At 73.0% G+C, this 15,081-nt stretch carries 8 protein-coding genes and 2 pseudogenes; 6 read left to right on the top strand and 4 right to left on the bottom strand.

The window, feature by feature from the left end:
- Positions 1 to 275 precede the first annotated feature (275 nt).
- From ACNAYW_RS20295 to ACNAYW_RS20285, 3 genes and pseudogenes are all read right to left on the bottom strand, one after another.
- A pseudogene (locus ACNAYW_RS20295) lies at positions 276 to 3,670 on the bottom strand (multifunctional oxoglutarate decarboxylase/oxoglutarate dehydrogenase thiamine pyrophosphate-binding subunit/dihydrolipoyllysine-residue succinyltransferase subunit); the annotation flags it as partial.
- A 1-nt stretch (position 3,671) separates the two neighbouring features.
- On the bottom strand, positions 3,672 to 3,836 hold a 165-nt coding region (locus ACNAYW_RS20290), incomplete at its 3' end, for a 2-oxoglutarate dehydrogenase E1 subunit family protein (protein ID WP_415851449.1).
- Positions 3,837 to 3,972: 136 nt separating this feature from the next.
- Positions 3,973 to 4,752 carry a hypothetical protein gene (locus ACNAYW_RS20285; RefSeq protein ID WP_415851448.1) on the bottom strand — a complete coding sequence of 260 codons (780 nt, stop codon included), beginning with the start codon at positions 4,750 to 4,752 and terminating at the stop codon, positions 3,973 to 3,975.
- A gap of 117 nt (positions 4,753 to 4,869) precedes the next feature.
- On the opposite strand from ACNAYW_RS20285, the gene ACNAYW_RS20280 reads away from it, so the two are divergent.
- The 6 genes and pseudogenes from ACNAYW_RS20280 to ACNAYW_RS20255 all read left to right on the top strand — a co-directional run.
- A complete protein-coding gene (locus ACNAYW_RS20280; RefSeq protein WP_415851447.1) occupies positions 4,870 to 5,298 on the top strand; it encodes an acyl-CoA thioesterase in 429 nt (142 codons plus the stop codon).
- Between the two features lie 10 nt (positions 5,299 to 5,308).
- Positions 5,309 to 5,932: a GNAT family N-acetyltransferase gene (locus tag ACNAYW_RS20275; protein WP_415851446.1), complete on the top strand. Its 624-nt coding sequence runs from the start codon at positions 5,309 to 5,311 to the stop codon at positions 5,930 to 5,932.
- Between the two features lie 633 nt (positions 5,933 to 6,565).
- A partial coding sequence (locus tag ACNAYW_RS20270; RefSeq protein ID WP_415851445.1) for a DEAD/DEAH box helicase occupies positions 6,566 to 8,857 on the top strand: 2,292 nt, incomplete at its 5' end.
- On the top strand, positions 8,858 to 9,643 hold the full coding sequence (locus ACNAYW_RS20265) for a hypothetical protein (protein ID WP_415851444.1): 786 nt from the start codon (positions 8,858 to 8,860) through the stop codon (positions 9,641 to 9,643).
- A gap of 78 nt (positions 9,644 to 9,721) precedes the next feature.
- A complete protein-coding gene (locus tag ACNAYW_RS20260; protein WP_415851443.1) occupies positions 9,722 to 10,858 on the top strand; it encodes a metallophosphoesterase family protein in 1,137 nt (378 codons plus the stop codon).
- Positions 10,855 to 12,754, top strand: a pseudogene (locus ACNAYW_RS20255) (AAA family ATPase); the annotation flags it as partial. The gene ACNAYW_RS20260 and the pseudogene ACNAYW_RS20255, both read left to right, overlap by 4 nt.
- 730 nt (positions 12,755 to 13,484) lie before the next feature.
- Here the strand turns inward: ACNAYW_RS20255 and ACNAYW_RS20250 are convergent.
- On the bottom strand, positions 13,485 to 15,008 hold the full coding sequence (locus ACNAYW_RS20250) for an acyl-CoA synthetase (protein WP_415851442.1): 1,524 nt from the start codon (positions 15,006 to 15,008) through the stop codon (positions 13,485 to 13,487).
- Positions 15,009 to 15,081 lie beyond the last annotated feature (73 nt).

Raw genomic sequence — 15,081 nt, 5'->3', positions numbered from 1 at the left:
GCCCTCGCCTAACGGCTCGGGCGCTCCGATGCGCTCGACGGCGTCGCCGCCGCCCGTCCCTCGTTCGGGGGCGTCCCCGGCTTCCCCGCTCCGCACACCTTTCGCTCGACACTCGGATTCTGACCGGTGCGGACAGCGTGTCCGGAGTGGACACGATCCGAGAGTCGATGGGACGATGGCGGCCGATCCGGGCGCGGCCGGTGCGCCTGCGCCCGGCAACGGACAGGGCCGGTCCTCCCGAAGGAGGACCGGCCCTGGATCGTGACCGGGTCGATCTAGACGAGGAAGGCCTCGTCGATGATCTGGGCCTGCTCCACGGCGTGCACCTTGGACGAGCCGGAGCACGGCGCCGACATGGCGCGCCGCGAGACGCGCTTGATGCCGATCAGGCGACCGTCGAGTTCCGGCAGCGCCAGGCCGAAGAACGGCCATGCGCCCTGGTTGGCCGGCTCCTCCTGCACCCAGCGCACGTCGGTCGCGTTGGGGTACAGGTCGAGCGTGGCCGGCAGGCGCCGCGACGGGAGCGGGTAGAGCTGCTCCATGCGGACGATCGCGACGTCCTCACGGCCGTCCTTCTTGCGGCGCGCCTCCAGCTCGTAGTAGAGCTTGCCGGAGACCAGCAGCAGCTTGGTGACCTTGCTGCGGTCGCCGCCGTTCACCTCGAACGCCGGGTCGTCGATGACCGAGCGGAACTTGCCGCTGGTGAAGTCCTCGACGGGGCTGACCGCTGCCTTGTTGCGCAGCATCGACTTCGGCGTTGCGACCACCATCGGGCGGCGCACGCCGTCGAGGGCGTGGCGGCGCAGCAGGTGGAAGTACGAGGCCGGCGTCGACGGCATCGCGACCGTCATCGAGCCCTCGGCGCACAGCTGCAGGAAGCGCTCGATCCGCGCCGACGTGTGGTCGGGGCCCTGACCCTCGTGGCCGTGGGGGAGCAGCAGCGTGACGCCGGAGGTCTGGCCCCACTTGGCCTCGCCCGAGCTGATGAACTCGTCGATGATCGACTGCGCGCCGTTGACGAAGTCGCCGAACTGCGCCTCCCAGCACACCAGCGCCGACTCGTCGGCCACGGAGTAGCCGTACTCGAAGCCCAGGCCGGCGAACTCGGTGAGTGCGGAGTCCAGCACCTCGAATCGGCCGGGCGACGCGGTGCCGTCGGGCCCGAGGTGCTCGAGCGGGGTGTACTCCGCGCCCGACTGCCGGTCGATGAGCACCGCGTGGCGCTGCGTGAACGTGCCGCGACGGCTGTCCTGGCCGGCGAGGCGGACCGTGCGGCCCTCCTCGAGCAGGGTGCCGAACGCGAGGAGCTCGCCGAACGCCCAGTCGATGCCGCCGTCGCGCGACATCTCGAAGCGGCGCTTGACCACGGGGGCCACACGCGGATGCACGGTGAAGCCCTCGGGCACGTTGGCGTAGGCGTCGCCCACGCGCTGGATCTGCTCCAGCGGCACCGCGGTCACGAGCGCGCTCGGCAGCGGCTGGTCGGCGATGATCGACGGCGCGGGCTCGGGCTGGAACTTCTCGAGCTCCTTGACCTCGTTGAACACCCGCTCCAGCTGGCCCTGGTAATCGCGCAGCGCGTCCTCGGCCTCCTTGGTCGAGATGTCGCCACGACCGATGAGGGCCTCGGTGTAGGACTTGCGGACACCGCGCTTGGTGTCGATCACGTCGTACATGCCGGGCTGGGTCATCGACGGGTCGTCGCCCTCGTTGTGGCCGCGGCGGCGGTAGCAGACGAGGTCGATGACGACGTCCTTGTCGAACTTCTCGCGGAAGTCGACGGCCAGCTTGGCCACCCAGACGCACGCCTCGGGGTCGTCGCCGTTGACGTGGAAGATCGGCGCACCGATCATCTTCGCCACGTCGGTGCAGTACTGCGAGCTGCGCGAGTTCTCCGGCGAGGTGGTGAAGCCGACCTGGTTGTTCACCACGATGTGGATCGTGCCGCCGTTGGAGAAGCCGGGCAGGTTCGCCATGTTCAGCGTCTCCGCCACGACGCCCTGGCCGGCGAAGGCCGCGTCGCCGTGCAGCATGAGCGGCATGATCGGGTGCTCGCCCTCGGGCGGGTTCGCCATGTCCTGCTTGGCGTGCACGATGCCCTCGAGCACCGGGTCGACCGCCTCGAGGTGCGAGGGGTTGGCGACCAGCGAGACGGTGATCTCGTTCTCGCCGAACATCTGGTAGTACTTGCCCTCGGCGCCGAGGTGGTACTTCACGTCGCCGGAGCCGTGCGCCTGCGACGGGTTCAGGTTGCCCTCGAACTCGGTGAAGATCTTGCTGTAGGGCTTGCCGACGATGTTCGCCAGCACGTTCAGCCGGCCGCGGTGCGGCATGCCGATGACGACCTCGTCGAGCTGGTGCTCGGCGGCCTGGTCCAGCACGGCGTCCATCATCGGGATGACGGACTCCGCGCCCTCCAGCGAGAAGCGCTTCTGCCCGACGTACTTGGTCTGCAGGAAGGTCTCGAAGGCCTCGGCGGCGTTGAGCTTGCTGAGGATGTACTTCTGCTCGGCGACGGTGGGCTTGACGTCCTTCGTCTCCACGCGCTCCTGCAGCCACTTCTGCTGCTCCGGCTCGAGGATGTGCGCGTACTCGATGCCGACGTGGCGGCAGTAGGCGTCGCGCAGCACCGAGAGCACCTTGCGCAGCTTGAGCCGCTCGGCGCCGTGGAAGCCGCCGACGTTGAACGTGCGGTCGAGGTCCCACAGGGTGAGCTCGTAGGTGAGCACGTTCAGGTCGGGGTGCGACTCGAGGCTCTCGTTGTTGTAGCGCAGCGGGTCGACGTCGGCCATGAGGTGGCCGCGCGCCCGGTACGCCGCGATGAGCTCGAGGACGCGGGCGTCCTTGTCGATGCCGTGGGCGGGGATGTCCTGCCGCCAGCGGATCGGCTCGTAGGGCACGTGCATCGTGCGGAAGATGTCGTCCCAGAAATCGTCGCTCAGTGTGAGCTCGTGGACGTACCGCAGGAAGTCGCCGGACTCGGCGCCCTGGATGATGCGGTGATCGTACGTCGAGGTCAGGGTGGTCAGCTTGCCGACCGCGAGCTCGGCGATCTTCTCGTCGCTCGCGCCCTGGAACTCGGCCGGGTACTCCATGGCGCCGACACCGATGATGGCGCCCTGGCCGACCATCAGGCGGGGCACCGAGTGCACGGTGCCGATGCCGCCGGGGTTGGTCAGCGAGATGGTGACGCCGGCGAAGTCCTCGGCGCCGAGCTTGCCGGTGCGGGCGCGGCGCACGATGTCCTCGTAGGCGGCCACGAACTGGCCGAAGTCCATCGTCTCGGCTTCCTTGACGCCCGCGACCACGAGGCTGCGGCTGCCGTTCTTGCCGACCAGGTCGATGGCGATGCCCAGGTTGACGTGCGGCGGGGTCACCGCGTTCGGCTTGCCGTCGACCTCGGCGAAGTGCCGGTTCATGTTGGGGAAGGCCTTGACGCCCTGCACCAGGGCGTAGCCCAGGATGTGGGTGAAGCTGATCTTGCCGCCGCGGGTGCGCGCGAGGTGGTTGTTGATCACCACGCGGTTGTCGAACATCACCTTGACCGGCATCGAGCGCACCGACGTCGCGGTCGGCACCTCGCGGCTGGCGTTCATGTTCTTGACGACCGCGTTCGCGGCGCCGCGGAGCACGGTGCGCTCCTCCTCGTCGGGGAACGACGCGGGGGCCGNGNCGTTACTCGCCGCGCCGGCGCCGTCCGCGCCACCCGGGGTGTACTTCGAGAGGAATTCGTGCCAGCTCGGGTCGACCGAATTCGGGTCGGCCTTGAACCGCTCGTACATCTCCTCGACCAGCCACTCGTTTTGGCCGAAATCCGATACAGAACTGCTGCTCACGGCAGGTCCTCGCCTCGATTCATCATCGTCGTATCAAGCGCGCGCCGCACTGGATCGCAGAGGGCGCAGGTCCGCGCGGTCCAGGGTAGTCCACCACGGAAAACCTGTGTCGGTTACTCCCGTTCCGCGGCCCCGGTCACTCCGGGGCGGGCCCCGGCAGGCCGGGCGTGGAAGCGTCGGTCGTGGAACCCTCGACCACCCGCAGGTGGGCGGTGGGCCATGTCGCGGGGACGGGGCCGAAGGCGGTCCGGGAGTTCTTGATCACGCCCTTGCCCAGGACCCGGTTGCCGCCCGCGCCGACCACGGCGCCGATCCCCGCGGGGAGCAGCTTGCCGAGGATCAGCGGCGACTTCTTCGCCAGGAACCGGCGGCTGAACATCTTCATCAGCTGCTTGTTCATGCTGCCCAGGCCCGGGATCTGGGTGGGGTTCTTCTTGAGGTTCATGAGGGAGGCGTTCTTGGCGCCGACGGTCGCGCGCAGGGCGCCGAGCCCGGCCTCGCCGAGCACGGCGGTGAGGACCAGGGCCTTGCGCAGCTCGCGGTCCTCGGGGGAGATGCCGTAGACCTCGGCGACGGCCAGGGCGTAGAGGGCCGAGGCCTCCATGAACACCACCGTCTCGGCGCCGACGGTGCCGATCGCGGCCAGGGTGCCGACGCCGGGGACCGCCGCGGTCGCGCCGGCCGCGCCGCCGGTGCCCGTCACGGTGAGCAGGTACCGCTTCTCCAGCCGCGCGATGATCTGCGCGGGGGACTCGTCCGGGTGGTCGGCGCGCAGGCTCGCGACGTACTTCGCGACGGCGGGCGCCTGCAGGCGGGCGGCGCGGTCGATGACGGAACCCAGGACCCCGCCACCGCCGTGCTGGACGGCGGGGAGGTCGGGCTGATCGGGCTGGATGCGCGCGGGCTTGTTCGCCATGGTGTCCTCCGTCGGAAGCGGTCGGGTGACCTTTCACCCCATCTAACCCCCGACGGCCCCTGGAAAGTTCCCGACCGGCGCACGGCCCCGTGCCCCGCCCGCGTACCGTCGGAGACCGTGCCGACCATCGACGAGCAGCCGTACACCCTGGTCATCCCCACGCGCTGGAAGGACAACGACGTGTACGGGCACGTCAACAACGTCGTCTACTACAGCTTCTTCGACACGGTGATCAACACCTTCCTCATCCGCGAGGGCGGCCTCGACATCCACGACGGCGCCACCATCGGCCTGTGTGTGGAATCTCACTGCCGCTACGACGCCCCGCTCGCCTTCCCCGAGCCCGTGACCGCCGGGCTCGCGGTCACCAAGCTGGGCCGGTCCAGCGTCACCTACGCCGTGACCCTGTTCGACGGTGCCGGAGCCCCGGCCGCGGAGGGCTGGTTCGTCCACGTCTTCGTCGACCGGGAGACGCGCCGTCCCTCGGGGATCCCGGACGGGATCCGGGCCGCGCTGGAGCGGCTCGTCGTCAGTGCCCCGCAGTAGCCTGCGAGCCATGGCCTTCCTGACCCCGCTCGAGCCCGTCACCCTGACGGGGCACCTCGTCACGCTCGTGCCGCTGGCGCACGACCAGCACGACGGCCTGCTCGAGGCGCTCGAGGACGGGCAGCTGTGGGACCGCTGGTACACCTCGGTGCCCGCCCCGGCGGGCCTGCGCGCCGAGATCGACCGCCGCCTGCAGTTGCAGGAGCGGGGCGAGATGATCCCCTTCACCGCGATCGACGCCGCGGGCCGCGTGCTCGGCATGACCACGTACTACGACATCGACGCGACGGTCCCGCGGATGGAGATCGGCTACACCTGGAACCGCGCCTCGGCGCACGGCACCGGCACCAACGCCGAATCCAAGCTGCTGCTGCTCGCGCAGGCCTTCGACGCGCTCGGCTGCGAGTGCATCGGCCTGCGCACCCAGTGGGTCAACACCCAGTCGCGCGAGGCGATCGCCCGGCTCGGCGCGAAGCAGGACGGGGTGCTGCGCAGCTACAAGCGCTACCGCAACGGCGCCCTGCAGGACGCGGTGCTCTTCTCGATCCTCCGGCACGAGTGGCCGACGGTGGACGCACACCTGCGGCACCGTCTGCGCCACCGGCACGAGGCCTACCGCTCCACCCCGGAGTAGGGGAGGCCGTCCATGCCCCGTCCCCTGGCAGCGGCGCACGGGCTGTGGCGCCCCGGCCTCGGGCTCGCGCTGTGGTTCACCGACGAGGTCGGCGAGCCGACCGCCGAGCCCGACCTCGCGGCGCTGCCCGCGCCCGTCGCCGAGGTTCTCGGTGACCGCCGCCCGCGCCGCTCCGTCACGTTCGCCGGGCCGCACGGCCGCCTCGTCGCGCCGGCCCTCACCCTCGGCCCCGCCCGCGCCGCCGCGCTGCTCGACGCGCTCAGCCCGTCCGACGGTGCCGGCGACCTGCGGTACCTGCGGTGGGTCGCGAAGTCCGTCGAGCGGTTCGTGGCCGCCGGGGCCGTGAGCCCCGCGCTGCGCAGTGACGACGGCGATCAGATCGTGCGCTGGGCGCCCGTCGAATCGGTGCAGTGGCGCACCTGGGCGCAGACCGCGGCGGCCGCGATGCCGCCGGTGCTGCGCCGCACGGGCGACCTCGCGGCGATCCTCGACATGGCCGCGGAGCTCGCCGACCGGTACGCGCGACAGCGGCTCGGCGACGGGCCGTGGCCCTGGGTGGCGGCGCCGGCGCTGCGCGCCCTGGTCGACGGCGAGCCCCTCCCGGCCCGCCTCGTCGNCGACGCCGNGGCCGCNGCCGCGTGGACCGAGTGGGCGGGCAGCGTCCGCTCCGCCGAGACCCTGCTGGTGCTGCGCCTCGTCGAGCCCGACGGCCGCAGCCCGAGCGAGAACCCGCTGGCGCCGTACCCGATGCGGCCCGCTCACCCCGCTCCCGGCGCCGCGGGCGGCGCCCCGCCGACCCTCTGGCGGCTCGAGGTGTGCCGGCGTGTCCCCGGCGCCGCGCCCGTGCGCGCCGACCCGGGCCGGATGAGCCCCGTCGACCTGGACGACCTGGCGGGCGACCTGGCCCGGGCCCTGGCGGTGTACCCGCCGCTCAAGCGGGCCGCGCAGGACGATTCGTCGCTGGACTTCCTGCTCACCACCGAGGAGGCGGAGGCGCTCTTCCTCGAGGGCGCGCCGGGGTTGACGAAGGCCGGCTACGAGGTGCTGCTGCCCGCGTCGATCGCGACGGTGCGCCCCGCGCTGCGGCTCGTGGGGCGGGAGCAGCCCGGCCGCACCGCGCTCACGGTGCAGGCGGGCCTCGCCGAGATCAAGGACTTCGCGTGGCAGCTCGCCGTCGGCGACACCGTGCTCACCGCGAGCGAGCTGGCCTCCCTGGCGAACTCGGCGTCCGGGCTGGTGGAGGTCCGCGGCAAGTGGGTGCGCGCCGACCGCCGCACGCTGGCGCAGGCGGCGCGGTTCGTCGCCGAGCAGCGCTCCGCCGCCGAGTCCGGCACGGACCTCAGTGACCTGCTCGGCATGATCGCCGACCCCGCCGCGCTGCCCGCCCCGCTCGCCGCGGTCGACGGCCTCGGCTGGCTCGACTCCGTCTACCGCGGCGGCACCATCGCCCCGGCGGAGGTGACGGCCCCGTCGACGCTCAAGGCCCGGCTGCGCGATTACCAGCTGCGCGGGCTCGAGTGGCTGGTCACGCTGTGGCACAGCGGGATCGGCGCCGTCCTCGCCGACGACATGGGCCTGGGCAAGACGATCCAGGTGCTCGCGCTGCTGTGCCACGAGCGCGAGGCGGGGGAGGCGGTCCGGCCCACGCTGCTCGTCTGCCCCATGTCGGTGGTCGGCAACTGGGTCGCGGAGGCGCAGCGCTTCGCCCCGGGCCTGCGGGTGCACGTGCACCACGGCGCCGATCGGCCCACGGGCGAGGAGTTCGGGCGGGTCGCGGCGGACTCCGACGTGGTGGTCACCACCTTCGCGCTCGCCGCGCGCGACCGGGAGCTGCTGGCCGGGCATCACTGGGGCAGGGTCGTCGTGGACGAGGCGCAGCACATCAAGAACGTGAACACGGCTGCGGCCAAGGCCGTTCGGTCGATTCCGGCCGCCCACCGGGTCGCGCTCACCGGCACGCCGGTGGAGAACCGCCTGGAGGACCTGCGCGCCGTGATCGACCTGGTCAACCCCGGCCTGCTCGGCTCGGCTCGCACCTTCCGCAACCGGTTCGCGCTGCCCATCGAGCGCGAGCAGGACCAGGCCGCCGTGCGCCGCCTGAACACCCTGACCTCGCCGTTCATCCTGCGGCGCGAGAAGACCGACCCCGCGATCGCCCCGGAGCTGCCGGAGAAGGCCGAGTTCACGGTGCGCGCCTCGCTCACGCCCGAGCAGGCGGGGCTGTACCAGGCCGTGCTGAACCGGCTGGTGGAGGAGCTGCGCGAGTCGCAGGGCATGGGCCGGCGCGGCCTCGTGCTGGCCTCGTTGACCCGGCTCAAGCAGATCTGCAACCACCCCGCGCACTACCTCGGCGACGGATCGCCGCTGCTGCGCCGCGGGCAGCACCGCTCGGGCAAGGTCGAGCTGCTCGCCGACATCCTCACCACCGTCGCGGACGAGGGGGAGCGCGCGCTCGTCTTCACCCAGTACGCCGAGTTCGGGCGCATGCTCCAGCCCTGGCTCACGGGCCTGCTCGGCGCGGAGGTCCCCGTGCTCGACGGTGCCGTGCCCCGCGCCGAGCGCGACGCGCTGGTGGCGCGGTTCCAGTCCGGCGACGGCGCCCCCGCGCTGATCGCGACGGTGCAGTCGGGCGGCACGGGCCTCAATCTCACCGCCGCGAATCATGTGATCCACGTGGACCGCTGGTGGAATCCGGCCGTCGAGAACCAGGCCACCGACCGGGCCTTCCGCATCGGGCAGACGCGGGCGGTCCAGGTCCGGAAGTTCGTCTGCGCGGGGACGCTGGAGGAGCGCATCGACGGGGTGATCGCGGCCAAGAAGGAGCTCTCGTCCATGACGGTGCGGACGGGCGAGGCCTGGCTGACGGAGCTGAACAACGACGAGCTGTACGAGCTGGTCGCCCTGCGCGACGGGGCGGTGGTCTAGGTGGCGCGGAAGGCGCGCGACACCGCGCGGCCCATGGGCGCGACGTGGTTCAGTCGGCGGCTCATCCAGCAGCGCGAGGAGGTGACGGAGCGCCGCAAGATCCAGTACGCGCGGCGGCTCTACCAGGAGCATCAGGTGTACGCGCCGGCCGTCGTGCCCGCGTCGATCACCGCGACGGTGCAGGGCAGCCAGCTCGACCCGTTCGCCGTCGCGCTGTCGCGGGTGCCCGGCGACGCGGCCGCGGTGGTCTCCCTGCTGGTGGCGCAGGGCGCGGCCGCGGAGCTGCTCGGCGTCACGCGCGGTGAGCTGGGGCGCACGCTGGGGGAGCTCGTGCTTCCCGAGACCGCGTCCGACGTGATCGTCGACTGCGCCTGCCCCGACGACTCCGGCGCGTGCGTGCACGCCCTGGCCCTGACCTACGAGTTCTGTGCCGCCGCCGATGCGGACCCGTCGCTGATCCTCGACTTCGCGGGCGTCCCGCTCGCGGGCCTGCTCGCGCGGGTGAGCACGTCCGAGCGGGACGGCCCGGCACCGTCGGATCCGGAGCCCGACGGTGCCCGCGCCGGCTGGGACCCCGACGCCTGGGACGCGGGTGCCTCGGCCTTCTACGGAGAGGGCTACGACCTTCCGCCGCTGCCCGAGCCGTCCCCGATCGACGCCATGACCCTGCTCGACCCCGCGCTGCTGCGCATGGCGCTGCGCCGCACCGGCACGAAGCCCGCCGACGTCGCCGAGGCCTCCGACGAGCTGGCGGAGCTCTACGATCGCCTCCGCGACCCGCGGTGACGTGACGGGGCCGCGTCGGTGACCGGACTTGTCGGTGGGGGTCACTACCCTGAGGGGCGACCTACGAGGGGGTGAGAGATGCGGTTCCTGCACACGGCGGACTGGCAGCTGGGGATGACCCGGCACTTCCTCGACGCGGATGCGCAGGCCCGTTTCACCGACGCCCGGCTGGATGCGATCTCCCGCCTCGGCGCCCTCGCGGCCGAGCGGGAGGCGGAGTTCGTCGTCGTCTGCGGTGACGTCTTCGAGGACAACCGGCTCGCGCCCGCCGTCGTCGCCCGCAGCCTCGACCGGATCGCCGCGATCGAGTGCCCCGTGTACCTGCTGCCCGGCAATCACGACCCGCTGGACGCCGCCTCGATCTACACCTCCGAGGTCTTCGCGCGCCACCGCCCGGCCAACGTCGTCGTCCTCGACACCCCCGGGGTGCACGAGGTGCGCCCCGGTGTCGAACTGCTCGCGGCGCCGTGGTTCTCCAAGCACCCCACCGGGGACCCGCTCACCGAGGCCGTCGCCGCGGCCGCACCGCCCGCCGCGGGGACCCTCCGCATCGCCGTCGGGCACGGCGGCACGTTGCCGGTGGGCGCGCAGGATCAGCGCCTGATCGACGTCGCCGCGGTGTCGGCGCGGATCGCCGCCGGCGAGCTGCACTACGTCGCCCTCGGGGACCGGCACTCGGTCACCGAGGTCGCCCCGGGGATCTGGTACTCGGGCGCCCCGGAGGTCACGAACTTCGACCACAAGGAGACGGCGTCCGGCTCGGTGCTCGTGGTCGACGTCCCCGACGCCGGCCCGGCGCGGGTGGAACCGGCGCGCGTCGGGACCTGGCGGTTCGCCGCCCGCGAGTTCCCGCTCACGGCCGAGCGCGACGTCGATGCCGCCGTCGGCGCGCTCGCGGCGCTGCCGGACAAGGACCGCACCGTGGTCAAGGTGGGCTTCACCGGCACCGTCGGGCTCGCGGCGAAGGCCCGGCTGGACGCCGAGATCGAAGCGCTGCGAGCGCGGTTCGCGGCCGTCGAGCTGTGGGAGCGCAAGACCGACCTCGCGGTGCTGCCGGGCGAGGCGGAGCTCGACGCGCTCGAGCTCACCGGCCCGGCCGCGGACGCGGCGCAGGAGCTGCTGGGCGTCGCGCGCAGCGGCGGGGAGCGCGCGGCCAACGCCTCCGGGGCGCTCGCCCTGCTCTACCGCCTCACCCGCCAGGAGGTGGGCGCATGAGGCTGCACCGCCTGGCGGTCAAGGACTTCCGCGGTGTCGAGGCGCGCGAGATCGCCTTCGCCGATACCGGGGTCACCCTGTTGCACGGCCCGAACGAGGCCGGCAAGTCGTCGATGGTCGAGGCGCTGCAGCTGTTGCTGGAGGTCAAGGCCACGTCGAAGTCCCAGCGCGTGGAGGCCGTGTGCCCCGCGCACCGCGACGCCGGCCCGTTCGTCGAGGCCGAGCTCACCGTCGGCCCGTACCGGTTCGTCTACGCCAAGCAGTACCACCGCCGCCCCGGCACGGTGCTCACGGTGCTGGAGCCCACGCCGCTGCAGCTCACCGGCGGCAGCGCCGAGTCGTGGGTGGCGGAGCAGATGGCCGCCCACGTCGACGGTGACCTGCTCGCCGCGCTCACCGTGCTGCAGGGTCCCGGCCCGGGCCAGCCCTCGCTGCGCGACAGCAGCGCCTTCGCGAAGGCCCTGGACTCTGCGTCGGGCGGCGCGGGGGAGGACGAGCCGGGCGCCGAGCGGCTGGCCGAGGCCGTCGCCGCCGAGCGGGCCCGCTACTTCACCCCCACGGGCCGCCCCACCGGCGAGCTGTCCGCGGCCCGCGCCCGCGAGGCCGCCGCGCGCGCCGCGCTGGACGAGGCCGAGGCCGCGCTGCGCGAGGTCGACCGGGTCGTCGAGCAGCACGCCCTCGCCTCCGCGCGCCTCGGAGCCCTCGTGGAACGACGGTCCGCCGCCGCCGCGGCCCTGGAGGCGGTGAGCGCCGACCAGGAGCGGATCGGGGCGCTCCAGTCGAAGCTGGCGCAGTCCCGCGCGGCGCACGAATCGGCGCTGCTGCGCGAGCAGCACGCGGGCGACGCCGCGAACCGTCGGCGCCGGCTCGTCGACAGGTCGGCCCTCGCCGTCGAGCGCACGGCGCAGGTGCGGGTGCAGCGCGACCGGGCGCTCGCGGACCGCGAGGTGCTCGCCGCGGAGACGTCGTGGCTCGAGACCACGGTGCACGAGCTCGCGGCGGTCTCGGCCGACCGGCGGGAGCGGAAGTCGCAGGCGCAGTACGCCGTCGACTACGCCCGCGAGTCGGTGGGCTACCAGCGGATCGTGAAGCGGATCGAGCAGGCGCAGCTCCTCGGCAAGGACGTCGAGGACGCTCGGAACCGGCTGGCCGCCAACCCGCTCGACCGCCGCGCCCTGCAGACCATCGCGGTCGCCGAGCAGCGCTACGAGAAGGCGCAGGCCCGCTTCTCCGCGCTCGCGGCCACCCTCACACTGGAGCGGTTGGGTTTCTCCGACGTGCTCGTCGACGGCCGGAACATCGGCGAGGAGCCGGTCGAGGTGGTCGCCGGGAACGGCACCGTCATCGAGGTGCCCGGCGCGGTGCGCATCGAGGTGACGCAGCGCGGCGAGAGCGCCGACGCCGCGGCGGAGGTGAAGGCCGCGCACACCGCCCTGCTCACCGCGTGCCGCGACGCCGGCGCCGCGGACGCCGCCGAGGCCCGCGAGCTGCACGAGCAGCGGGAGGCGATCGAGATCGAACTGCAGGAGGCGCGGATCGCCCTCGCCCACGCCCTCGGTGATAACACCCTCGCGGAGCTGCGGCAGCTCGCCGAGGAGTCCGCCGAGCGGATCGTCGCGCTCGAGGCGGCGGTCGATCCGGAGCTGTTGGCCGTCGATCCCGAGCGCGCCAAGGCGAACCTCATGGACGCCACCCAGGCCGAGGTCGCCTCGCGCGGCGAGGAGCGGCGCACGCGCGAGCAGCTGGGGCAGAAGCAGCAGGAGCTGCACACCGCCGACGTCACGGCCCGCACCGCGGCCAACCGCCTGCAGGACTTCGACCACCAGGCGGCCGAGCTGACCGCCGAGCTGGAGCGCGCCCGCGCCGAGGCCTCCGATGAGGCGCTCGGCGAGGCCGNCGACGCCGCCGTCGCCGCCCGCGAGGCCGCCGCGGCTCAGGTCGCCGAGCACGAGGCCGCGGCCCGCGAGGCCGACGTCGCGGGCTTCGCGTCCCGGCTCGCCGCCGCCCGCGCGCAGGACGAGCGGGCACGCGCGGCGGAGGCGTCTGCCCGCGAGGAGCTCGCCGGGCTGGGCGGGCAGCTGCAGCTGTTCCAGGCCGACGGCCGCCGCGACCGGCTCGATGCCGCCGAGGCCGAGCACGTGCACGCCGAGCGCAGCCTGGTGTCGGTGGAGGAGCGGGCCCGCGCGGCGGCGCTGCTGCACGACACGCTCACCGCCCACCGCGACGCCCGCCGGGCCCGCGTGCAGGCCCCGTACCAGCGGGCGCTGGAGGAGCTGGGCCGCACCGTCTTCGGCGATCCGCTCACCATCACGGTCGGCGACGACCTGACCATCGCCTCGCGCACCGTCGACGGGGTGACCGTGCCCTTCGACTCCCTGTCCGGCGGCGCGCAGGAGCAGCTGGGCGTGCTCAGCAGGCTGGCCTGCGCCCGCCTGGTCGACGGTGCCGACGGCGCCCCCGTCATCTTCGACGACGCCCTCGGCCACAGCGATCCTACTCGCCTCGGCGCGATGGCGGACGCGCTCGTCGAGGCCGGCCGCGGCGCGCAGGTGATCGTCTTCAGCTGCGTCCCCGGCCGCTTCGACGCCCTCCGCGGCCGCGACGGCGTCACCGAGGTCGCTCTGGGCTAGACCTGTTCGCGCAGCTTGAACTTGAGCACCTTGCCGGCGGGGTTGCGGGGCAGGGCGTCCACGAGGTGCAGGGCCAGCGGCAGCTTGTAGGGCGCGAGGGAGTCCTTCGCGAACTCGCGGACCTCCTCCAGCGTCAGCGAGGCCTCCGGCTTGAGCGCGACGATCGCGGTCACGGCCTCGCCCCACTTCTCGTGCGGCGTACCGATGATCGCGACCTCCGCGATCGACGGGTGGCGGTACAGCACGGACTCGACCTCCGCCGGGTAGACGTTCTCGCCGCCCGAGATCACCATGTCCTTCACCCGGTCGACCACCGTGACATAGCCGTCGGAGTCCTGTTCGCCGACGTCGCCCGTGTGGAACCAGCCGTCGGCGTCGATCGCGGCGCCGGTGGCGTCGGGGTTCTGCCAGTAGCCGGGCGTGACCTGCGGGCCGCGCACGCACACCTCGCCGCGCTCCCCGGCGGGGGCGGGCGCACCGTCGGGCCCGAGCAGCGCGACCTCGGAGAGGGGCAGGACGCGGTGGCCGGCGGCGCCGATCTTGCGGGCGGTGTCGTAGACGTCCATGACGAGGGCGAGCGGTGCGGTCTCGGTGAGCCCGTAACCCTGGCAGAACGGGATGCTCCGCCCGTTGTAGAGCGCGATGAGCGGCTCGGGGACGGGCGCGCCGCCGCAGGTGAACTGGCGGACGCTGGAGAGATCGGTGGTCTCGAAGGCCGGCACCTGGCTCATGAACAGGAACATCGCGGGCACGCCGAACATCGTGGTGACCCGGTGCTTCTCGATGAGCTGCAGCGCGGCCGTGGGGTCGAAGGCGGGCAGGATCACCAGCCGGCCGCCCTTCTGCAGGGTGATCAGCGTGGTCACGTTGAGGCCGCCGATGTGGAAGAGCGGCGCCGCGACGAGGCTGATGTCCGTCGACATGGTGTCGAGGCTCAGCAGCGCGTTCATGTTGTTCCAGAACATGTTTCCGTGGGTGAGCATCGCGCCCTTGGGGCGGCCCGTGGTCCCGGAGGTGTACATGATGAGCGCGAGGTCGTCCTCCGCGGGCGACTGCGGCTCGGCGATCGGCGCGCGCGCCGCGAGGAGGGCGTCGAGCTGCTCCCAGCCGTCCACCGGCTCCAGGGCGATGGCCCGCGAGATGCCCGACGAGGCCCGCACCGGCTCCACGACGGCGGCGCGGTCGGCGTCGGCGACGAGGGTGTGCACGCCGGCGTCGGTGAGGATGTACTCCAGCTCCGCCGAGGTCAGGCGGAAGTTCAACGGCACGAAGACGGCTCCGGCGCGGGAGGCGGCGAACATGGTGGTGAGGAAGTCGGGGTGGTTGAAGCCCACGTATCCCACCCGGTCGCCCGTGCCGACGCCGCCCGCGGCGAGTTCCGCCGCGAGCCGGTCGACCCGGTCCGCGAACTCCCGGTAGCTCCACGTCGTCTCGCCGTAGGTGATGGCGGGGCGATCCGCGCTGACGGCGGCGCGCCGGACGATCCAGGATCCGAGGTCGACGGCGGGGCGAGCGGGCATGGTGACTCCTTGCGGGGGCGGTGCGAGCGGGGTGCGTGCATCTTCGCCGCCACCGCGCTGCGCCCGCGGGCGA

The sequence above is a fragment of the Tsukamurella ocularis genome (assembly GCF_965138335.1).
Taxonomy (GTDB): domain Bacteria; phylum Actinomycetota; class Actinomycetes; order Mycobacteriales; family Mycobacteriaceae; genus Tsukamurella; species Tsukamurella ocularis_A.
The sequence above is the reverse complement of the archived record's forward strand: the minus strand, read 5'-3'. Positions and strand labels throughout refer to the sequence as shown.

Bases quoted from the DNA above. Each gene is read 5' to 3' on its own strand.
- ACNAYW_RS20285 (WP_415851448.1), bottom strand. From the start codon at position 4,752: ATGGCGAACAAGCCCGCGCGCATCCAGCCCGATCAGCCCGACCTCCCC.
- ACNAYW_RS20275 (WP_415851446.1), top strand. From the start codon at position 5,309: ATGGCCTTCCTGACCCCGCTCGAGCCCGTCACCCTGACGGGGCACCTC.
- ACNAYW_RS20260 (WP_415851443.1), top strand. From the start codon at position 9,722: ATGCGGTTCCTGCACACGGCGGACTGGCAGCTGGGGATGACCCGGCAC.
- ACNAYW_RS20250 (WP_415851442.1), bottom strand. From the start codon at position 15,008: ATGCCCGCTCGCCCCGCCGTCGACCTCGGATCCTGGATCGTCCGGCGC.